The following is a 19,338-nucleotide window of genomic DNA, read 5'->3' on the forward strand; positions in this document are numbered from 1 at the left end:
TTGGTTTCCGAATTGCCAAGGCGGCTAGGCACTCCTATGTCTTGGCGGACAAATTTGCAGACAGGTTCGAATGGCGCGCGCTTTCATTTTCGTGTTGGACTCCTTCGGCATCGGCGGTGCGTCAGACGCGGAGGCATATGGCGATGCCGGCGCCGACACGTTCGGCCACATTGCCGAGGCTTGCGCAGCCGGCAAGGCGGACCAGGAAGGGCTGCGCAGCGGGCCACTCGCCGTGCCCAACATGGCTGCTCTCGGGCTTGGTCGCGCTGCCAGAACCGCGACGGGGCTTTCCTTCCCTGGCGCGCCTGCGGCCCCCGCCACCTTCCATGGCGCGGCGCAGGAGGTTTCCAGCGGCAAGGACACGCCGTCCGGCCACTGGGAGATCGCCGCCCTGCCCGTGCGCTTCGACTGGGGCTATTTCCCGGATACCATCCCGGCCTTTCCGACTTCGCTCACCGAAGCGATGATCCGCGAAGGCAAGGTGCCTGGCATCCTCGCCAACCGGCACGCGCCGGGCACCGGCGTGATCGAGGATTTCGGCGAGGAACATATCCGCACCGGCATGCCGATCTGCTACACCTCCGTCGATTCCGTGCTGCAGATCGCGGCACATGAGGAGCATTTCGGCCTCGAACGGCTCTATGAATTCTGCAAGGTGGTGCGCCGGCTGGTCGACCCGCTCAAGATCGGCAGGGTCATCGCGCGGCCCTTCGTCGGCGAAACCCGCGCCACCTTCAAGCGTACGCCGAACCGCCGCGACTTCGCCGTTCCACCGCCCGAGCCGACGCTGCTCGACCGGCTGACCGCGCGCGGCAGCCGCGTGCTTGCCGTCGGCAAGATCGGGGACATCTTCGCCCATCGCGGCATCTCCGACGTGCGCAAGGCCCCCAACAACATGGCCATGTTCGACAAAGCGCTGACCGCCATGGACGACGCCGGCGACGGCGACCTCGTCTTCGCCAACTTCGTCGATTTCGACACCGAATTCGGTCATCGTCGCGATGTCACTGGCTATGCGGCTGCACTGGAGGCCTTCGACAAGCGCGTCCCAGAGGCTCTGGCGAAGCTGAAGCCCGGCGACCTCCTCATCCTGACCGCCGACCACGGCAACGACCCGACCTGGCGCGGCACCGACCATACACGCGAACGCATTCCGGTATTCGGAGTTGCCCAGGGCCTCAAGGGCGGCGATATCGGGCTCAGGCTGACCTTCGCCGACATCGGAGAGACGGTGGCCGAACATCTCGGCCTCCCCGCCGGCCACTACGGTACCTCATTCCTTCCCAGGCTTGGCGCCAATGCCTGAACTTCCCGAGGTTGAGACCGTTCGGCGTGGGCTGCAGCCGACGATGGAAGGCGCCCGCATCCTCGCCGTCGAGGTCCGCCGGCCCAATCTGCGCTTTCCCTTTCCTGAACGCTTCGCGGAGCGCCTCGAAGGCCGGCTGATCTGCGCGCTCGGCCGCCGGGCCAAATATTTGACCATGCATATCGAGGATGGGCCAACGCTGATCTGCCATCTCGGCATGTCGGGCTCGTTTCGCGTCGAGCAAGCCGACGGCATCGACACTCCCGGCGAGTTCCAGCACGAGCGCTCCAAAGCTGCCGCCCACGACCATGTCGTTTTCCATCTTGCGCCCGCTGCCGGCGGTAAGGCGCGTGTGGTATTCAACGACCCACGCCGCTTCGGCTTCATGCTGTTTGGCGAAGGTGCGGTGGGCGACCATCCCATGCTGAAGGATCTTGGCGTCGAGCCGACTGGCAATGCGCTGGATGGTCCGCTGCTGGCTTCGCTCTTCGAGGGCCGAAAAGCACCTCTGAAGGCCGCGCTGCTCGACCAGCGGCTGGTTGCCGGCCTCGGCAACATCTATGTCTCGGAGGCGCTGTGGCGCGCCGGCCTTCTGCCTACGCGTTCCGCCGGCACCATCGCCAGCAACGGCAAGAAAGCGAAAGACCGGAGCGAGAAGCTTGCGGAGGCCGTCCGCTCGGTCATCGCGGACGCCATCGCCGCCGGCGGCTCCTCGTTGAAGGATTATGTGCAGGCCGACGGTTCGCTCGGCTATTTCCAGCATTCCTTCGCGGTCTATGACCGCGAGGGCCAGCCCTGCCGTAAACCCGGCTGCGGCGGGCATATCGAACGGATCGTGCAAAGCGGCCGCTCTACCTTCTATTGCCGCTCCTGCCAGGAGTAGGCTAGATCGGTCTCATCGCCTGCAATGAGGAGACCGAGCCATGGCCCATGAAACCATCATCGCCGAAACGCGTGGCAAGGTCGGGCTGATCACGCTGAACCGGCCGAAGGCGCTCAACGCGCTGAATTCGCAGGTGCTGGCCGATATTCTGGACGCCGTGAAGGCCTTCGAGGCCGACCCCAAAATCGGCGCCATGGTCATCACCGGCTCGGAAAAGGCCTTCGCCGCCGGCGCCGACATCAAGGAAATGCAGACCAAGACCTATGTCGAAGCCTTTTTGCAGGACTTCTTCGTCGGCTGGGAGGAACTGACGCGGGCCCGCAAGCCGATCATCGCGGCAGTGGCCGGCTACGCGCTGGGCGGCGGCTGCGAACTGGCCATGATGTGCGATTTCATCATCGCCGCCGACAGCGCCAAGTTCGGCCAGCCCGAGATCACGCTGGGCGTCATGCCCGGCATGGGCGGCTCGCAGCGTCTCACCCGTTTCGTCGGCAAGTCGAAGGCCATGGATATGGTGCTGACCGGCCGCATGATGGATGCCGCGGAAGCGGAACGCTGCGGCCTTGTCTCCCGCATCGTGCCCGCTGCTGACCTCGTTGACGAAGCCTTGAAGGCCGCCGCCAAGATCGCTGATTTCTCGCTGCCGGCGGTGATGATGGCCAAGGAGGCGGTCAACCGTTCGTATGAGACCACGCTGGCGGAAGGGCTGCGATTCGAAAGGCGCGTTTTCCACTCGATGTTCGCGCTCGACGACCAGAAAGAGGGCATGGCCGCCTTCGCCGAGAAGCGGAAAGCAAATTTCACCAACAGCTGAGGCTGCCAATGCACGGAAAATGCGCGCCTTCGGCGTTGACGCGCCTGAAAAGCTGAACTATAAGCCGCATCGATTGAGGCGGCCCGTGGCTGCCCATTTGTTTTTTGCGCCCAGCGGCATGCCGCAAGCGCCCACCATAGAGATCGGAAGAGAGGCAGCATGGCCAATACCTCGTCGGCCAAGAAGGCTACGCGCAAGATCGCCCGCCGAGCGGCAGTCAACAAGAACCGCCGTTCGCGCGTTCGCACCTATGTGCGCAAGATGGAAGAAGCGCTGGCCGCTGGCGACAAGGTCGCAGCCGAAGCCGCCTTCAAGGACGCCCAGCCGGAATTGATGCGCGCCGCCACCAAGGGCGTCGTGCACAAGAACACGGCATCGCGCAAGGTTTCGCGCCTCGCCCAGCGCCTCAAGACGCTGTCGGCCTAAGCCTTCCAGGCATCACGAAATTCTGAAGACCCGGCGCTCTTGCGTCGGGTTTTTTCGTTTGCCGGCAATGGCTTGAAATGAACGTTCGGAAACTACCGCAGCGGCAGTTTTCGAACATGTCGGGAACTTTGCCGGCATCTTTGTTCCGGGACTGCGCACCTGGCGACAGTCACATTCCTCGCGGCATAAATAATGATTTAACTTCAGTGGGTTAGCTGAGGTCGCGGCGGAATTGTCCACAGCTTGTTCACATCGCTTGGCGGGCTTCCGAAAGAACTCAATGTCAAGCGATTTTTTAAAAATTATTTCGCGCCAGCTACCCTTTTTCATATTCGCCGGAAAAGGGTTTGAATCACAACAGCTTTGCCCGTGGAGGCGCCCGCAAACACACTTAGATGCCCCCCGATGGTAACCAGATTCGTTAAAAATCCGTTAGATGCGGCCTTGCCCTTTCCACAGCGATTTCGGTAATGTCTGGCCATCGAGAGGGGCGGGCCGTTAGGCTCTCGACCTAGCCCAAAAACCGAAAAATCTGCGGCGCGGGAGCAATTCCGCGAAGGCATAGGTTTGCCCTTTCGATGCGTAGTGGGGACCGGGGTTTAAAAAGGGCATGGCAGGTCGAAACGGCCGGTATCTCACCGGGCGGTTTCGTTTGCCCTGTCGCTCCCGATCAAATGCCAGGGGCTCATTGCTTCGCCCTTGCGCGTCACCGCGTGCCCGGCCAGCGGCGGCAAGGTCCGTGGAACGATGGAAAGTGCCGGAAGAAGGCTGCGAAGATCAGCCCGCCGGTGCAAACTGGAAAATGAACGAGGATTTTTGATGATACACGGTGGCACAAACAGAGAGCTTGGCGGCGGCTTTCCTCTTTCCGGTGACCTGGTAGGAGAAGGCGCAATGGCTGCGGGCAATGAGGCAGACCAGCGTTTCGAACGCATCAAGGCGCAGCTGCGGGCGCGCCTGGGCTCCGAGGTCTATTCCAGCTGGTTCGGCCGCATGAAGCTTGTCGAGCTCTCCAAGGGCGTCGCGCGCATGTCGGTGCCGACGGCGTTCCTGCGCTCGTGGATCAATGGCCACTATAGCGATGTCATCGCCGAGCTGTGGAAGCAGGAGGATGCCAGCATTCTCAAGATCGAGGTCGTGGTGCGCAGTGCCACGCGCCATGCCAGCCCTGATCTGGAAGCCGCTCCGGTGCGCAAGGTCGCCAAGCAGTCGCAGGCCGCGCTTTCGTCCGGCACCGTGCTCGGCGCCGGCAAGCAGGAACGCGCACCGATGGCGCGCGGCGTCGCCGCAGAACCCGATTTCCGCCAGAACGTGCTGGGCTCCCCGCTCGACCCGCGCTACACTTTCGGCTCCTTCGTCGAAGGCCCGTCGAACCGGGTGGCTTTCGCTGCCGCGCGCGCCGTCGCGGAATCCGCCTCCAGCGCCGTGCGCTTCAACCCGCTGTTCCTCCACGCTACCGTTGGGCTCGGCAAGACGCATCTCCTGCAGGCGATCGCAGCGGAATCGCTGCGGCACAATCCGAAATCGCGCGTCGTCTACCTGACCGCCGAATATTTCATGTGGCGCTTCGCCACCGCGATCCGCGATAACAATGCGTTGACGCTGAAGGAGCAGCTGCGCGACATCGACCTCCTGATCATCGACGACATGCAGTTCCTGCAGGGCAAGTCGATCCAGCACGAGTTCTGCCATCTCATCAACATGCTGCTCGACAGCGCCAAGCAGGTGGTTGTTGCCGCCGACCGGCCGCCTTCCGAGCTGGAATCGCTCGAGCCGCGCGTGCGCTCGCGCCTCAATGGCGGCGTGGCGCTCGAAATGTCGGCGCCGGACTATTCGATGCGGCTTGCGATGCTGAAGCAGCGCCTGGCGACCGCCAAGCATGACGACACCTCGCTCGATATCGCCGACGATATCCTCGACCACGTGGCGCGCACCGTGACCGGCAGCGGCCGCGAACTGGAAGGCGCTTTCAACCAGCTCCTGTTCCGCCAGTCGTTCGAGCCGCAAATCAGCATCGATCGCATCGACGAGATTCTCGGTCACATCTACCGCACCGGCGAGCCGAAGCGGGTACGCATCGAAGATATCCAGCGCATCGTGGCACGGCACTACAACGTGTCGAAGACCGAGCTTCTGTCCAACCGCCGCACCCGCACCATCGTCAAGCCGCGGCAGGTGGCGATGTATCTGTCGAAAGTGCTCACCCCGCGCTCGCTGCCGGAAATCGGCCGCAGGTTCGGTGGCCGCGACCACACCACCGTGCTGCATGCGGTGCGCAAGATCGAGGACCTGTCGGGCGCCGACAACACGCTGGCGCAGGAGCTCGAACTGCTCCGCCGGCTCATCAACGACCAGGCTTGACCAGGCGGGCGGCGACCTGACCGCCCACCAATCCCGTTATCCCCGAGAAAGCCCACGGAACCGGTCGCAACCGGCTCCGTGGGCTTGCGTTCACAGGTATTTTCCTGTCAGCTTGGCCAGAATCTGAGTGCGCTCAGACCTTTCGCGGGGCGCCGCTCAGCGGAGACCCGACAGCCATTCAAGCGAGCCTACATCGTCATGCGTGTCATTCTCGAACGGTCCAATCTCCTGAAGTCCCTCAACCACGTCCATCGCGTGGTCGAGCGGCGCAACACCATACCGATCCTGTCCAACGTGTTGCTGATGGCCGAAGGCGGCAGCCTGGAGATGAAGGCAACCGACCTCGACCTGGAGATCACGGAAGCCGCTCCCGCCAAGGTCGAACGGGCGGGCGCCACCACGGTGCCGGCGCATCTGCTTTACGACATCGTGCGCAAGCTTCCCGACGGCGCCGAGGTGATGCTGAAGACCGACGAGGACGGCAACGCTATGACGGTCATTTCCGGCCGTTCGAGCTTCCGCCTCCAGTGCCTGCCGCAATCGGACTTCCCCGAACTGTCGGCCGGGTCGTTCTCACACATCTTCCGGCTGGATTCGACGGCGCTGAAGCGCCTGATCGACAAGACACAGTTCGCTATCTCCACGGAAGAGACGCGCTACTATCTCAACGGCATCTTCCTGCACACGCATGAGGTTGGCGGCAAGCTGAAGCTGCGTTCGGTCGCCACCGACGGCCATCGCCTGGCGCGCGCCGAAATGGACGCGCCGGCGGGTTCGGAAGGCATGCCGGGCATCATCATCCCGCGCAAGACCGTCTCGGAGCTGCAGAAGCTGGTCGACGATCCGGACGTCGCGGTGACCACCGAGCTGTCCGACACCAAGATCCGCCTCACCATCGGCAGCGTGATCCTCACCTCCAAGCTGATCGACGGCACCTTCCCCGACTATCAGCGCGTCATCCCGACCGGCAACGACAAGCAGCTGGTGATCGACCGGCAGAGCTTCGCGGCCGCGGTCGACCGTGTCTCCACCATCTCCTCGGAACGCGGCCGCGCGGTGAAGCTCTCGATCACCGAGGGCCAGGTGACATTGGCGGTCAACAACCCCGATTCCGGCAGCGCCACCGAAGAACTGGCCGCCGACTATGCCTCCGACCCGATCGAGATAGGCTTCAACGCGCGTTATCTGCTCGATGTCGCCGCACAGCTCGGCGGCAGCGACGCCAAGTTCATGCTCGCCGACGCCGGATCGCCGACGCTGATCCACGACACCAGCGACGAGAACGCTCTCTACGTGCTAATGCCGATGCGCGTTTAAGGCGCGCATTGCCTTGACCCGATGAACAGTTTCGAGAGCCGGGACGACGCGAGACGCGCGCAGACGCACCTCACCCGGCTCACGCTCACCAACTTTCGCAACTATGCTGCGCTGTCGCTGGAGCTCCAGCCGGGCGCCGTCGTCTTCACCGGCGACAACGGCGCCGGCAAGACCAATCTGCTTGAGGCGATTTCGTTTCTGACGCCGGGACGCGGGTTGCGCCGCGCGCCTTATGACGACGTCGCGCGCGAGGGCGGCGACGGCGGTTTTGCCCTGCATGTTAGCCTCGACGGCCCGGCCGGAGAGGCCGAGATCGGCACCGGTGTTGTCGGTGCCGAGGCCGCCGGCGAAGGCGGACGCCGCGTGCGCATCAACGGCGCGGCGGCGCGCTCGGCCGAAGATATGCTGGAATGGTTGCGCGTGATCTGGCTGACGCCGGCGATGGACGCGCTGTTCACCGGCCCCGCCGGCGACAGGCGCCGCTTCCTCGACCGGCTTGTGCTGGCGATCGACGCCGGCCACGGTCAGCGCGCGCTCGACTACGAAAAAGCGATGCGCGGCCGCAACCGGTTGCTCGCCGAAGGTTCCCGCGATGACGCCTGGTTCGAGGCGATCGAGACCCAGATGGCGGAGACCGGCGTGGCGATTGCCGCCGCGCGCAGCGAGATGGTGCGGCTTTTGTCGGCCATGATCGAAAAACTGCCGGGCGACGGACCGTTTCCGCAAGCCGATATCGGCCTTTCCGGCGAACTGGAGGCCGAAATCGGCTCCATGGCAGCTGTCGACCTCGAGGAGAAATTCCGGCGCGCGCTGGCCAACGGGCGCGAGCGCGACCGTGCAGCCGGCCGCACGCTGGACGGGCCGCATCGCGCCGATCTCGTCGTGCGCCATCGACCAAAAGCGATGCCGGCGGAACTCTGCTCGACCGGCGAGCAGAAGGCACTGCTGGTCGGGCTGGTGCTGTCGCACGCGCGGCTGACGGGCGAGATGTCCGGGCTGACGCCGATATTGCTGCTGGACGAGATCGCCGCGCATCTCGACGCCGGCCGGCGCGCGGCGTTGTTCTCCATTCTGGAGGAATTGAACTGCCAGGCCTTCATGACCGGCACAGATGCCGCGCTGTTTTCGAGCCTGAGCGGTCGCGCGCAGTTCCTGACGGTCGATCACGGCGCGGTTGTGCCAACGGCTGGCGCCTGACAAGCCATCGGCGGAGCGGTAGGATCGGTCCATGAACACCCCTGCCCTTTCCGATGAAGAGCTGGAGCGCTACGCGCGCCATGTCGTGCTGCCGGAGATCGGCGGGCCGGGCCAGCAGAAACTGAAGCGCGCCCGCGTTCTGGTGCTCGGTGCCGGCGGGCTCGGGGCGCCAGTGCTGGAATATCTGGCGGCGGCTGGCGTCGGCACGCTCGGCATCGTCGACGATGACATCGTCTCGCTCTCAAACCTGCAGCGGCAGATCATTCACGACACCGGTGCCATCGGCCAATCGAAGGGCGAGAGCGCCGGGGCCGCGATTGCCCGCATCAACCCGCATGTGACGGTGGAATTGCACACTCTGCGGCTGACCGTCGAAAACGCGGCCGAGATCGTGCGCGACTATGATGTCGTGGTGGACGGCTCCGACAATTTCGAAACCCGCTACGCGCTGGCCGACGCCTGCGCGGCCGAGAAAAAACCGCTGGTGCATGCCGCTGTCGGCCGCTTCGACGGCTCCATCACCGTATTGATGCCTTTTGCGAAAGGCGCTGACGGCCGCCCCCACCCCAGCTATCGCGACCTCTTCCCGGAGGCACCGCCACCCGGCCTAGTGCCGTCTTGCGCGACGGCCGGCGTTGTCGGTGCACTGACCGGCGTGATCGGCACGTTGCAGGCAATGGAAACCATCAAGCTGATCGCCGGCATTGGCGAACCGCTGGTCGGCCGCCTGCTGCTTTACGATGCGCTCGGCGCGCGCTTCGACACCATCCGGTACAGGAGCCCGGCATGAGCGACGAGATCGTCATCAGCCGCCTGCCTTCCGATTTCACGCGCTGGCACGACCTTCTCGGTCTGATATTGCGCGCTTTCGCTTACATGGACGGCGTGATCGACCCGCCCTCATCGGCCCGCAATCTGACGGCGGACGGGTTGCGCGAAAAGGCCAGCCAGGAAACGTGCTTCCTAGCGAGGCAGGGCGAAAACATCGTCGGTTGCATCTTCGCGGCCGAACATGCCCGGCACGTCTATGTCGGCAAGCTGGCGGTCGAGCCGGGCTTCCAGGGCAGGAACGTCGGGCGACGGCTGCTGGAGACGGTCGAGACAATGGCGCGGGCGGCAAGCAAGCCGGTGCTGGAACTGCAGGCGCGTATCGAGCTGACGGGCAATCAGGCGGCTTTCGCACGGCTGGGTTTCGTCGAGACGGAGCGTACCGCGCATGCGGGCTATCATCGGCCAACCTCGGTGACCATGCGCAAGATCCTGCCATGACGCTCGCACTAACCGCCGAAGAGCAGGCCATCGCCGCCGGGCGCGATGGCGAGGGCGCGGCAATGGCGATGCGCATCGTCGCCGAAAGCGGCCGCTTGCTCGGCGCGCAACGCCTGATCCCGATCGCGTCCGCCCATATCGACGGTGCGCTCTATCACGGCGATTCCGGCACGCTGTTTGCCGAAAAGCTGGTGGCAGGCGGCGCGCATGTCGGCGTGCGTGCCACGCTCAATGTCGGCGCGCTCGACCTGACCGGCTGCGCGCTTGTGCGCCTGAAGGAACCGCAACGCGGCATGGCGCGGCGCATGATGGAAGCCTATCGCGCGCTCGGCTGCGAGCAGAGCTGGACCTGCGCGCCCTATCAGGCCGGCCACCGACCCGCGAAAGGCACCGACGTCGCCTGGGGCGAATCCAACGCCGTGGTGTTCTGCAATTCCGTGCTCGGCGCGCGCACCAACCGCTATGGCGATTTCCTCGACATCGCCTGCGCGATCGCGGCCCGCGCACCGGACTATGGGCTGCACCGGCAGGAGAACCGTCGGGCGCGGCTGGTCTTCGACGTGTCCGGCCTGCCAGCCGCCTTCCTGGCGGCGGAAACCGCATGGCCGATCCTCGGCAGCCTTTACGGACGCGAGGTGGGCGATGCGATCGGCGTGGTCACGGGCATCCCGCCGCATCCCGGCGAGGACGCGCTGAAGGCGTTCGGCGCGGCGGCGGCATCTTCGGGCGCGGTCGGGCTTTTCCACATCGCCGGTGTGACGCCCGAGGCCCCCGATCTCGACAGCGCACTTGGCGGCGCGGCGCCCGAAACCACCATCCGCGTCACCCCCGAAATGGCGGAAGCGGCACGGGCGCGCCTTTCGACCGCCGAGAAGCCGGACACAATCCATGCGGTTGCGATCGGCAGCCCGCATCTTTCGCTTGCCGAATTCGAGATACTCGAGCGCCTCGTCGCCGGCCGGCGGCTCAGCGTCCCCCTCTATGCCTGCACCGGACGCCATGTTCTGCCCGGACTGGAGCGCGATGGGCGCCGCAAGGCGCTGGAAGCCTGCGGCGTGTTGGTGGTTGCCGACACCTGTGTCGTCGTCACGCCGATCATGCCGGACCGCATCAACGGCGTGCTGATGACCAATTCCGGCAAGTTCGCGCATTACGCGCCGGGCAATACCGGCTATTCCGTGCTTTATGGCTCGCTGGCCGACTGCGTCGAGAGCGCGGTTGCCGGCAAACCGGTATTTGCGAGGCTCGGCTGATGAGCACCCGCGCCGAAATCCTGGTGCCGGGCAATACAGGCGAAGGCGAGGCCCTGGTGCTGTCGGCACCGATCAGTTTCTGGGGCGGCGTCGACCCCAAATCCGGACGCATCGCCGATGTCCGCCATCCCGAATGCGGCCAAAGCATCGCCGGAAAGGTGCTGTTCCTGCCCGGCACCATCGGCTCGTCGTCGGCATCGGCGGTACTGATGGAGCTTGTCCATGCCGGCCACGCGCCGGCAGCACTCGTGCTCAGCGAACCCGACGCCATTCTGCTGCTCGGCCTGATCGTGGCGCGCGAGATGGGCTGGGAGACCCCCATGGCGGTGAAACTAGACCGGGCGGGCTATCCAGCCTTCGCGGGCGCCCGGGTCAAAGTCGGGCCCGATGGCGATCTCGACATCCTGAACTGAGGCCGCGCGCCGCCTGATTTGTCGGCGCGTCAGGCGCCGCTCAGGTCCGAATCGGCAGCACGCGGTCCGGCGGACGGTGACCGTCGAAGAAGGTGCGGATGTTGATAATGACCTTCTCGCCCATGTCGATACGGCCTTCCAGCGTCGCAGATCCCATATGCGGCAGAAGAACGACCTTGTTCTTGGCGGCGAGCCTCAACAGCTTGGTGTTCAGCGCCGGCTCGTTTTCATAGACGTCGAGGCCGGCCCCGGCCAGCTTGCCGTCGTGCAGCAGCTTGATCAGCGCATCCTCGTCGATGATGTCGCCGCGGGCCGTGTTGACGAGATAGGCGGTCGGCTGCATCAGCGCCAGCCGGCGGCCGGATAAAAGGTGGAAGGTCGCTGGTGTCGAAGGACAGTTCACGGAAATGATGTCCATGCGCGCCAGCATCTGGTCGAGGCTTTCCCAATAAGTCGCCTCCAGTTCGTCCTCGACGCTTTGCAGCACGCGATGACGGTTGTGGTAGTGGATCGACAGGCCGAAGGCCTTGGCGCGGCGGGCAACGGCGGTGCCGATGCGGCCCATGCCGACAATGCCCAGGCGTTTGCCCCAGATGCGGCGGCCGAGCATCCAGGTGGGCGACCAGCCGGCCCATTTCTTGTCGCTGGGCAGAACATTCGCCCCTTCCGCCAGCCGCCGCGGCACGGCAAGCATCAGCGCCATGGTCATGTCGGCGGTGTCTTCCGTCAGCACGTTCGGCGTGTTGGTGACGGTGATGCCCTTTTTGGACGCCGCCGTGACGTCGATATGGTCAACGCCGTTGCTCAGGCTGGCGATCAGTTTGAGGTTGGGGCCGGCCTGCTCGATCAGTTCGGCATCGACACGGTCGGTGATGGTGGGAACGAGCACGTCGGCCTCGCACATGGCGGCGGCCAGTTCGTCGCGCGTCATCGCCCGGTCTTCGACATTGAGCCGCGCGTCGAACAGTTCGCGCATTCGCGTCTCGACGGGATCCGGCAGTTTGCGCGTGATCACAACGAGAGGCTTTTTCTTGCCGGCCATCGTTTCCTCGTTTCCGGGGTGGTGTTGAGACCTCTTTAACCAAGACCGGCGAAACTGCAAACCGGTCGCGGCCGCTATGTCTCATGTAACAAGCAGTGCCGTCGAAGACAAAGAAAAAGGGGCGCCGTCGCCAGTGGTTGGCGGGCGCCATACAAGGAAATGAACGTGTCTGGTTTCGCGTCGCTACGGCTGATTCTCTCCGCGACAGTGCTTGGCCTGCTCACGCTCTCTCCGGCCGCTTCGGCGCAGAACGCCGCCGCGCCGGTCCAGACGGTGACGCTCGGCCCCTCCGGCCTGCCCTTGCCGCGCTTCGTCAGTCTAAAATCCGCCAGGGTCAATTCGCGCGTCGGCCCCGGCGCCAACTATTCCGTCGACTGGATGTACACCAAGGCCGGCATGCCGATGGAGATCATCCAGGAATTCGACACCTGGCGGCGCGTACGTGATGCCGACGGGTCGGAAGGCTGGGTCAGCCAGGCCCTGCTTTCGGGCAAGCGCACGGCAATCATAGCACCCTGGCAGCGCGGCAAGGACACCCGCATCAACCTGCTCAAGAATGCCACCAAGGATGCCAGCGTGGTGGCGATCGTCGAGCCGGGCGTGATTGGCACGATCAAGGCATGCGACGGCCAATGGTGCGAAATGACCCTTGGCGGCCGCACCGGCTGGATCAACCAGGGACTGGTCTGGGGCGCGTATCCGGGCGAAAGGATCAACGACTGAGCCCATCGGGGCTATCCGTCGACATCAGGCCTTGGGCATTCGCTCACGACGTCGCGTTACGACAGCAGACAGACCGCGCAGCGGGCGTGATCGCCAGCCCAGGTTCCTAAGCCAATTCACAGATTTTTGCGAGCGCTTGGAGCGGCTGACCCAGCCGCAATGCCAGCGCGACGTTCAGACGCCGCGCTTGGGGCGCAATCTCACCACCACGTCGACATTGGCGATTTCCATGCCCTCCGGCGGAGCCGGTAGGTTGGCAATCGTCACCGGACCGCTCTCGATGTCGAAGATGCGGTTTTCGCCCTCGATAAAGAAATGGTGATGATCGGAGGTGTTGGTGTCGAAATAGGTGCGCGACCCTTCAACCGCGAGGATACGCAGCAGGCCGGCCTCGGTGAACTGGTGCAGGGCATTATAGACCGTGGCGAGCGAGACCGGAACGCCAGCGGCCAGCGCCTCCTCGTGCAATTCCTCGGCCGAAAGGTGGCGGTCGCCCTTGGCGAACAGCAGATCGGCCAACGCGATACGCTGGCGAGTCGGCCTCAGGCCCGCTTCGCGAACCCGCTTGTCCACACCAATGCCGCTCTTGCGTCCGTCCAAACCGATCGACCCGTTGTCTTGTTTCCGCCTGCCTTGCCTGCTGAGAAAGGCAAAAGTCAGGCCGAAATGGATACCCTGCATTGTGCCAGATATATTCTGTCGCCCAAATCCGATCAATAGCGCGCATTGACCCGGGGGAATGGGCAGGCTAGAGCCTCCGCGATACTCGCGGCGTCGGTTTCCGGCGTGAAGCGGACTGTGTTAGTTAATGTCAGGGCGCAGGCACCGCATCGCCGGGCGAACGATGGGGAAGGATCAAATGGCGGATCGGAAATCGAGCTACGACTACGACGATCTGCTGGCTTGCGCCAAGGGCGAACTGTTCGGCCCCGGCAATGCCCAGCTTCCCTACCCGCCGATGCTGATGTTCGATCGCATCACCGAGATCAGCGAAACCGGCGGCGCGTTCGACAAGGGTTTCCTGCGCGCCGAATTCGCCATCCATCGCGATCTCTGGTTCTTTCCCTGCCACTTCATCGACAATCCGGTCATGCCCGGCTGCCTCGGCCTCGATGCACTGTGGCAATTGACCGGCTTCTTCCTCGGCTGGCTCGGCGAGCCCGGCAAGGGCATGGCGTTGTCGACGGGCGAAGTGAAATTCAAGGGCATGGTCACGCCTTCGGTCAAGAAGGTGGAGTACGGTGTCGACTTCAAGCGCGTGATGCGCGGCCGGCTGGTGCTCGGCATCGCCGATGGCTGGCTGAAGGCCGACGGCGAACCCATATATTCAGCCACGGATCTGAAAGTGGGTCTGTCAAAGCAGTCCGCTGCCTGACGCCCGCACTCAACAACAGACGAGGAGCGCAATATGAGACGGGTCGTAGTAACTGGCCTCGGCATCGTATCGTCCATCGGAAACAATGCCGCCGAGGTTAGCGCCTCGCTTCATGACGCCAAGTCCGGCATCAGCTTCTCCAATGACTTCGCCGAGCACGGCTTCAAGTGCCAGGTCTGGGGCGCCCCCAACCTCGACACGACCGATCTCGTCGACCGTCGCGCCGCGCGTTTCCTGTCGCAAGGCGGCATGTGGAACCATGTCGCGATGAAGCAGGCGATCGCCGACAGCGGGCTCGAGGAAAGTGTCGTTTCCAGCAACGAGCGCACCGGCATCATCATGGGTTCGGGCGGCCCTTCGACGCGGACTATCGTCGAAGCCTCCGAAATCACGCTGAAGAACACCAGCCCGAAGCGCATCGGCCCGTTCGCCGTGCCGAAGGCGATGTCGTCGACCGCGTCGGCGACGCTCGCTACCTGGTTCAAGATCCACGGCGTCAACTATTCGATCTCGTCGGCCTGCTCGACCTCGGCGCATTGCATCGGCAATGCCGCCGAGATGATCCAGTGGGGCAAGCAGGACGTCATGTTCGCCGGCGGCCACGAAGACCTCGACTGGACGATGTCGAATCTGTTCGACGCCATGGGCGCAATGTCCTCCAAATACAACGACCGTGCTGCCGTTGCCTCGCGCGCCTATGACCTCAACCGCGACGGCTTCGTCATTGCCGGCGGTGCCGGCGTGCTGGTGCTCGAAGAGCTCGAACATGCCAAGGCGCGCGGTGCCAAGATTTATTGCGAACTGGTTGGCTATGGCGCGACCTCGGACGGCTTCGACATGGTCGCGCCGTCGGGCGAAGGTGCTATCCGCTGCATGCGCCAGGCGCTGTCGACGGTGAAAGGCCCGGTCGACTATATCAACACCCATGGTACCTCGACGCCGGTGGGCGACTCGAAGGAAATGGGCGCCATCCGCGAAGTGTTCGCCGACAAGATGCCGAACATCACCTCGACCAAGTCGCTGACCGGCCATTCGCTGGGTGCGGCCGGCGTCCAGGAATCGATCTATTCCATCCTGATGATGCAGGGCGGTTTCATCGGTGAAAGCGCGCATATCGAAGAGCTGGACCCGGAATTCGAAGGCATGCCGATCGTGCGCAAGCGCATCGACAACGCCAAAATCGACACCGTCCTGTCCAACTCCTTCGGCTTCGGCGGCACCAACGCCACGCTCGTTTTCCAGCGCCACTCCGCATAGGGTTTTCGACATGGACGGATTGATGAAGGGCAAGCGCGGGCTCATCATGGGCGTCGCGAACGATCATTCGATTGCCTGGGGCATTGCCGACAAGCTCGCCCAGCACGGCGCGGAACTGGCTTTCACCTATCAGGGCGAGGCGTTCGGCCGCCGCGTCAAGCCGCTGGCCGAGAAGATCGGCGCCTCGCTGGTTCTGCCTTGCGACGTCGAGGACAGCGCTTCTGTGGCAGCGACCTTCGAAACGCTCAAGCAGGAATGGGGCAAGCTCGATTTCATCGTTCACGCCATCGGCTTTTCCGACAAGAACGAGCTGAAGGGGCTCTACGCCGACACCACGCGCGAGAACTTCGTCCGCACCATGGTGATCTCCTGCTATTCGTTCACCGAAGTCGCCCGCCATGCCGCCGCGCTGATGCAGGACGGCGGTTCGATGATCACGCTGACTTATGCCGGGTCCGTCCGTGTCATGCCCAACTACAACGTCATGGGCGTCGCCAAGGCCGGGCTGGAGGCAAGCGTGCGTTATCTCGCCAACGATTATGGCAGCCGCGGCATCCGCGTGAACGGCATCTCGGCCGGCCCGGTGCGAACGCTGGCGGGTGCCGGCATTTCGGACGCGCGCTACATGTACAGCTATCAGCAGCGCAATGCCCCGCTTCGCCGTACAGTCACCCTCGACGAGATTGGCGGCTCGGCGCTCTATCTGCTGTCGGACCTTTCCTCCGGCGTGACGGGCGAAATCCACTATGTTGATTCGGGGTACCACATCGTCTCGATGCCGGTGCTGGACGAATTGAAGCGGATGGACAGCGGCAAGGAATAGGAACGGCGCGCTTCCTGCCCCAAAACGCCTTGTTTGCCAAGAAAATTGCCCGATTTTCACAACCCTCAGCAAGCCCTTGCTTTCTGACGCATTTTAATGAAACGTTAGGCAAGCTTAGCCGCGAATAAAATGCGACCAATCGCAGGAAACTTATTTTAAGGGGAACGCGGTTAGAACATCCGGCAGATTGGGAACCTGCGTATGCCCGCCGACAAAAATCCTGGCCGAACGCCACTTTTCCGGCTGATAACCATCGCCGCCGCCGGCTTGGGCAGCTTCATGCTGGGCTTGTGGGGGCTTAAGCTCGGCGTCGGCGACGGACTGGCTGAACTCCCCGTCAACGCTATCGCGGCCGTCGTTGCCGCTCTGTGCGCGCTGGCCGCCGCCGTGGCCGCGATGTCGTTCTTCGCCGGCGTCGATGAATCGGCCGACTATGTGTTTTCCGAAACCAATTTCGACAAGCTGACCGGAACGCTGGCCAAGCATGCGATGGTCGGCAAGGTGGCGGAAGCCGCCTCGCAGACACTGAAGACCGGCGAACCGGTCTATCTGCTCGACATCGACGTCAACCGCTTCAAGCAGATCAATGACGCTATCGGCTATGCGCAGGTCGACGACCTGGTGCAGCTGTTCGCGCAGCGGCTGAAAACCCTTCTGCCGCGCGAGGCCGTCGTTGGCCGCATTGGTCCCGGCGAGTTCGCCGTGCTCTATCCCGACAAGCGGCTGCTCGGCTCCATGGAAGCCCTGGTCGAGAAGCTGGTAGACGATCTCGTCGCCCCCTATCAGTTGAAGACGCATCTGCAGTCGATCAGCCTTTCGATCGGCGTCGTTGCCATGCCGAAGGACGGCATCGATCCCGTGCTGGTGCTGCGCCGTGCCAATCTCGCCCTGCAGAACGCCCGCGCAACCAATGCCGCCGGTGCATGGTCGGTGTTCCAGCCGGAAATGGGCAAGGTTGCCGACCACCGCCAGTGGGTCGAATCCGAATTGCACACCGCGTTCGAACGCGGCGACTTCGACCTGCACTATCAGCCGCAGCTCGACCTGCCGACCGGCAAGGTCGTCGGCTATGAGGCGCTGATCCGCTGGAACCATCCCGAGCGCGGCATGATCCCGCCGATGGAATTCATCCCGCTGGCGGAAGAGACCGGCATGATCGGCCCGATCGGCGAATGGGTGCTGCACAAGGCATGTTCGGATGCTCGCCATCTGCCGGAAGAGTGCTTCGTGGCGGTCAACATCTCGCCGGTGCAGTTCATGACCAAGGATTTTCTGGCCATGGTGCGCAACACCATAGCCAGCACCGGCATCAAGCCGTCGCGGCTGGAGCTGGAAGTGACTGAAACGGCGATGATGCAGGACAAGGACCGCGCCGCAGCGATCCTAAGGGAACTGTCCGACATGGGCATTTCGGTCGCCGTCGACGACTTCGGCACTGGTTATTCCAACCTGAGCTACCTGATCGACTTCTCGTTCCGCAAACTGAAGATCGACCGCTCCTTCGTCAGCCGCATCGACACCGATTCCGGCTCCGGCGCCGTGGTTTCCACCATCGTCGGCCTGTCGCGGGCGCTCGGCGTCAGCACCATCGCTGAAGGCGTCGAGACCGAGAGCCAGGCCTCCATGCTGCGGGCTGCTGGCTGCGAAGTGGTGCAGGGTTATCTGTTTGGCAAGCCGGCGCCGCTGCGTGTCATCGGCGGCCAGACGCACTCCGTGGAACAGATCGTGCAGGAGAGGCGCGGCAGCGCCGGCATGCACTGATCCAACTGGCAAATTCATCGATCGGGATGATGTGCTGCGGGCGCAGAGCGCCCGCCTGTCAGCGCCGGGCCAGAAGAACCTTGAAAGCGTCGTTGCGGGCGACTTCCGCATGGCTGGAAAAGGCACCGGCCAGAACAGGCTCGTAAGGCAGCTGCCGGTTCGCCACCATGAAAAGCCGACCGCCCGGTTTCAGCGCCTTCGCTGCCGCGCGGATGATGGCGGCGCCCAATTCCGGCTCGGCTGCGCGGCCGCGATGGAAGGGCGGGTTCATCACAATCGCATCGTAACGTTCGCTGGGCGGCTCGCCGGCTAGATCGTGCCAGAACAGCCGAACCGGCAGGCCGGGCGCCAGGCGGGCCAGTGTACGCCCCGCAGCCTGCACTGACGGGTAGTCGGCCTCGTAGAGATCGATGCCGGCAAGGTTCGAACAGCGCTCCGCTAGCGCTGCCGACAGGAAGCCCCAGCCCGCACAGAAATCCGCGACCCGGCCCTTGATGTCGATCGGCAAGTGCTCGGCAAGGAAGCGCGATCCCGCATCGACCCGGTCGTAGGAGAACATGCCGGGCGCCGTCTCGTAACGATCCTCGACCATGAGCGAGGGATTGGCGGCACGGAGCACCGTGGCGATAGCCTCGCCGGCAGGCCGCCGGAACCAGAAGGCGATGCCATGATATTTGGGCAGATGCCCGTCGATCGCGACCAGCTCGCCGACGCGCTTTCGCAGCGAGGCGATACCGTCCTCCTTGCCGCCGGCAACCACGATCAAGCCGCCCTCGCCCGTGCGCTCGACAGCATCGGCAATGCGCAACTCGTTGAGACCGCGATGACGCCCGGCAAGGACAAAAGCCAGGTCGTAGCCTACCCCTTCCGCCTCGGGCGTGACGGTATGGCCGGATGCCTGGAGCAGCCGGAAGTCGGGGCGAAATCCCTGAACGGGAAAGAGCTCAGCTTCGAAGCCTGCGGGCAGCCGAAAGCCGGGCTCGGCGCCCAGGAACAGCGCGCGCGTGCCTTTCCGAGGCAAAGGGACCGCATCCGCCTCGAAGGGATAGAACAAGGTCTTGAGCGCATCGCGCATTCCGGCTTCCTATTTCGTACCTGCTTGGAGGCTCGCCGCAAAC

19 protein-coding genes are annotated in these 19,338 nt (G+C 64.0%); 16 read left to right on the forward strand and 3 right to left on the reverse strand.

What is annotated here, in order from left to right:
- Positions 1 to 70 precede the first annotated feature (70 nt).
- The 11 genes from AB4136_RS13295 (at position 71) to AB4136_RS13345 (ending at position 11,239) form a co-directional block, all read left to right on the forward strand.
- Positions 71 to 1,306, forward strand: coding sequence for a phosphopentomutase (locus AB4136_RS13295; RefSeq protein WP_024922322.1), 1,236 nt, complete (start codon positions 71 to 73; stop codon positions 1,304 to 1,306).
- Complete coding sequence (gene mutM / locus AB4136_RS13300) at positions 1,299 to 2,189, forward strand: bifunctional DNA-formamidopyrimidine glycosylase/DNA-(apurinic or apyrimidinic site) lyase (RefSeq protein ID WP_024922321.1); 891 nt, start codon at positions 1,299 to 1,301, stop codon at positions 2,187 to 2,189. Before AB4136_RS13295 ends, mutM begins: the two co-directional genes overlap by 8 nt.
- A gap of 40 nt (positions 2,190 to 2,229) precedes the next feature.
- On the forward strand, positions 2,230 to 3,003 hold the full coding sequence (locus AB4136_RS13305) for an enoyl-CoA hydratase (RefSeq protein WP_024922320.1): 774 nt from the start codon (positions 2,230 to 2,232) through the stop codon (positions 3,001 to 3,003).
- Between the two features lie 159 nt (positions 3,004 to 3,162).
- Entirely contained in the window at positions 3,163 to 3,429 is a 267-nt protein-coding gene (gene rpsT / locus AB4136_RS13310) for a 30S ribosomal protein S20 (RefSeq protein WP_024922319.1), read from the forward strand.
- 819 nt (positions 3,430 to 4,248) lie between these two features.
- A complete protein-coding gene (gene dnaA, locus AB4136_RS13315) occupies positions 4,249 to 5,790 on the forward strand; it encodes a chromosomal replication initiator protein DnaA (RefSeq protein WP_036254945.1) in 1,542 nt (513 codons plus the stop codon).
- 198 nt (positions 5,791 to 5,988) lie between these two features.
- On the forward strand, positions 5,989 to 7,107 hold the full coding sequence (gene dnaN / locus AB4136_RS13320; protein WP_137901138.1) for a DNA polymerase III subunit beta: 1,119 nt from the start codon (positions 5,989 to 5,991) through the stop codon (positions 7,105 to 7,107).
- 21 nt (positions 7,108 to 7,128) lie between these two features.
- Positions 7,129 to 8,304 carry a DNA replication/repair protein RecF gene (gene recF / locus AB4136_RS13325; protein ID WP_137901139.1) on the forward strand — a complete coding sequence of 392 codons (1,176 nt, stop codon included), beginning with the start codon at positions 7,129 to 7,131 and terminating at the stop codon, positions 8,302 to 8,304.
- A 31-nt stretch (positions 8,305 to 8,335) separates the two neighbouring features.
- On the forward strand, positions 8,336 to 9,094 hold the full coding sequence (locus AB4136_RS13330) for a molybdopterin-synthase adenylyltransferase MoeB (protein ID WP_137901140.1): 759 nt from the start codon (positions 8,336 to 8,338) through the stop codon (positions 9,092 to 9,094).
- The gene (locus AB4136_RS13335; RefSeq protein WP_137901141.1) at positions 9,091 to 9,573 is read left to right on the forward strand and encodes a GNAT family N-acetyltransferase; all 483 of its coding nucleotides are present in this window, start codon (positions 9,091 to 9,093) and stop codon (positions 9,571 to 9,573) included. The genes AB4136_RS13330 and AB4136_RS13335 overlap by 4 nt, the downstream gene beginning before the upstream one ends.
- Positions 9,570 to 10,826: an aconitase X catalytic domain-containing protein gene (locus tag AB4136_RS13340; RefSeq protein WP_137901142.1), complete on the forward strand. Its 1,257-nt coding sequence runs from the start codon at positions 9,570 to 9,572 to the stop codon at positions 10,824 to 10,826. Before AB4136_RS13335 ends, AB4136_RS13340 begins: the two co-directional genes overlap by 4 nt.
- Positions 10,826 to 11,239 carry an aconitase X swivel domain-containing protein gene (locus AB4136_RS13345; RefSeq protein ID WP_137901143.1) on the forward strand — a complete coding sequence of 138 codons (414 nt, stop codon included), beginning with the start codon at positions 10,826 to 10,828 and terminating at the stop codon, positions 11,237 to 11,239. The genes AB4136_RS13340 and AB4136_RS13345 overlap by 1 nt, the downstream gene beginning before the upstream one ends.
- A 40-nt stretch (positions 11,240 to 11,279) precedes the next feature.
- On the opposite strand, the gene AB4136_RS13350 is transcribed toward AB4136_RS13345, so the two are convergent.
- The gene (locus AB4136_RS13350) at positions 11,280 to 12,281 is read right to left on the reverse strand and encodes a 2-hydroxyacid dehydrogenase (RefSeq protein WP_024922311.1); all 1,002 of its coding nucleotides are present in this window, start codon (positions 12,279 to 12,281) and stop codon (positions 11,280 to 11,282) included.
- Between the two features lie 165 nt (positions 12,282 to 12,446).
- Between AB4136_RS13350 and AB4136_RS13355 the strand changes: the two genes are divergently transcribed.
- Positions 12,447 to 13,004 carry an SH3 domain-containing protein gene (locus AB4136_RS13355; RefSeq protein WP_024922310.1) on the forward strand — a complete coding sequence of 186 codons (558 nt, stop codon included), beginning with the start codon at positions 12,447 to 12,449 and terminating at the stop codon, positions 13,002 to 13,004.
- 174 nt (positions 13,005 to 13,178) lie between these two features.
- Here the strand turns inward: AB4136_RS13355 and irrA are convergent, their stop codons facing one another.
- On the reverse strand, positions 13,179 to 13,577 hold the full coding sequence (gene irrA / locus AB4136_RS13360; RefSeq protein ID WP_051504856.1) for an iron response transcriptional regulator IrrA: 399 nt from the start codon (positions 13,575 to 13,577) through the stop codon (positions 13,179 to 13,181).
- A 286-nt stretch (positions 13,578 to 13,863) separates the two neighbouring features.
- Between irrA and fabA the strand changes: the two genes are divergently transcribed.
- The 4 genes from fabA to AB4136_RS13380 all read left to right on the forward strand — a co-directional run bounded on the left by fabA (position 13,864) and on the right by AB4136_RS13380 (position 18,220).
- Complete coding sequence (gene fabA / locus AB4136_RS13365; protein ID WP_024922308.1) at positions 13,864 to 14,379, forward strand: 3-hydroxyacyl-[acyl-carrier-protein] dehydratase FabA; 516 nt, start codon at positions 13,864 to 13,866, stop codon at positions 14,377 to 14,379.
- A gap of 33 nt (positions 14,380 to 14,412) precedes the next feature.
- A complete protein-coding gene (gene fabB, locus AB4136_RS13370; RefSeq protein WP_024922307.1) occupies positions 14,413 to 15,636 on the forward strand; it encodes a beta-ketoacyl-ACP synthase I in 1,224 nt (407 codons plus the stop codon).
- A gap of 10 nt (positions 15,637 to 15,646) precedes the next feature.
- On the forward strand, positions 15,647 to 16,459 hold the full coding sequence (gene fabI / locus AB4136_RS13375) for an enoyl-ACP reductase FabI (protein ID WP_024922306.1): 813 nt from the start codon (positions 15,647 to 15,649) through the stop codon (positions 16,457 to 16,459).
- Between the two features lie 201 nt (positions 16,460 to 16,660).
- Positions 16,661 to 18,220 carry a putative bifunctional diguanylate cyclase/phosphodiesterase gene (locus AB4136_RS13380; protein ID WP_024922305.1) on the forward strand — a complete coding sequence of 520 codons (1,560 nt, stop codon included), beginning with the start codon at positions 16,661 to 16,663 and terminating at the stop codon, positions 18,218 to 18,220.
- Between the two features lie 58 nt (positions 18,221 to 18,278).
- Here the strand turns inward: AB4136_RS13380 and AB4136_RS13385 are convergent, their stop codons facing one another.
- A complete protein-coding gene (locus tag AB4136_RS13385; RefSeq protein ID WP_024922304.1) occupies positions 18,279 to 19,295 on the reverse strand; it encodes a class I SAM-dependent methyltransferase in 1,017 nt (338 codons plus the stop codon).
- Positions 19,296 to 19,338: the final 43 nt, after the last annotated feature.

Source organism: Mesorhizobium sp. 2RAF21, from assembly GCF_052115345.1.
Taxonomy (GTDB): domain Bacteria; phylum Pseudomonadota; class Alphaproteobacteria; order Rhizobiales; family Rhizobiaceae; genus Mesorhizobium; species Mesorhizobium terrae.

What these genes read in the sequence shown, in the direction of transcription:
- AB4136_RS13295 (WP_024922322.1), top strand. Translation starts at nt 71, where the DNA reads ATGGCGCGCGCTTTCATTTTCGTGTTGGACTCCTTCGGCATCGGCGGT.
- AB4136_RS13305 (WP_024922320.1), top strand. Translation starts at nt 2,230, where the DNA reads ATGGCCCATGAAACCATCATCGCCGAAACGCGTGGCAAGGTCGGGCTG.
- AB4136_RS13335 (WP_137901141.1), top strand. Translation starts at nt 9,091, where the DNA reads ATGAGCGACGAGATCGTCATCAGCCGCCTGCCTTCCGATTTCACGCGC.
- mutM (WP_024922321.1), top strand. Translation starts at nt 1,299, where the DNA reads ATGCCTGAACTTCCCGAGGTTGAGACCGTTCGGCGTGGGCTGCAGCCG.
- AB4136_RS13330 (WP_137901140.1), top strand. Translation starts at nt 8,336, where the DNA reads ATGAACACCCCTGCCCTTTCCGATGAAGAGCTGGAGCGCTACGCGCGC.
- dnaN (WP_137901138.1), top strand. Translation starts at nt 5,989, where the DNA reads ATGCGTGTCATTCTCGAACGGTCCAATCTCCTGAAGTCCCTCAACCAC.
- AB4136_RS13340 (WP_137901142.1), top strand. Translation starts at nt 9,570, where the DNA reads ATGACGCTCGCACTAACCGCCGAAGAGCAGGCCATCGCCGCCGGGCGC.
- dnaA (WP_036254945.1), top strand. Translation starts at nt 4,249, where the DNA reads ATGATACACGGTGGCACAAACAGAGAGCTTGGCGGCGGCTTTCCTCTT.
- AB4136_RS13380 (WP_024922305.1), top strand. Translation starts at nt 16,661, where the DNA reads ATGCCCGCCGACAAAAATCCTGGCCGAACGCCACTTTTCCGGCTGATA.
- AB4136_RS13385 (WP_024922304.1), bottom strand. Translation starts at nt 19,295, where the DNA reads ATGCGCGATGCGCTCAAGACCTTGTTCTATCCCTTCGAGGCGGATGCG.
- AB4136_RS13350 (WP_024922311.1), bottom strand. Translation starts at nt 12,281, where the DNA reads ATGGCCGGCAAGAAAAAGCCTCTCGTTGTGATCACGCGCAAACTGCCG.
- recF (WP_137901139.1), top strand. Translation starts at nt 7,129, where the DNA reads ATGAACAGTTTCGAGAGCCGGGACGACGCGAGACGCGCGCAGACGCAC.
- rpsT (WP_024922319.1), top strand. Translation starts at nt 3,163, where the DNA reads ATGGCCAATACCTCGTCGGCCAAGAAGGCTACGCGCAAGATCGCCCGC.
- fabA (WP_024922308.1), top strand. Translation starts at nt 13,864, where the DNA reads ATGGCGGATCGGAAATCGAGCTACGACTACGACGATCTGCTGGCTTGC.
- fabI (WP_024922306.1), top strand. Translation starts at nt 15,647, where the DNA reads ATGGACGGATTGATGAAGGGCAAGCGCGGGCTCATCATGGGCGTCGCG.
- fabB (WP_024922307.1), top strand. Translation starts at nt 14,413, where the DNA reads ATGAGACGGGTCGTAGTAACTGGCCTCGGCATCGTATCGTCCATCGGA.
- AB4136_RS13345 (WP_137901143.1), top strand. Translation starts at nt 10,826, where the DNA reads ATGAGCACCCGCGCCGAAATCCTGGTGCCGGGCAATACAGGCGAAGGC.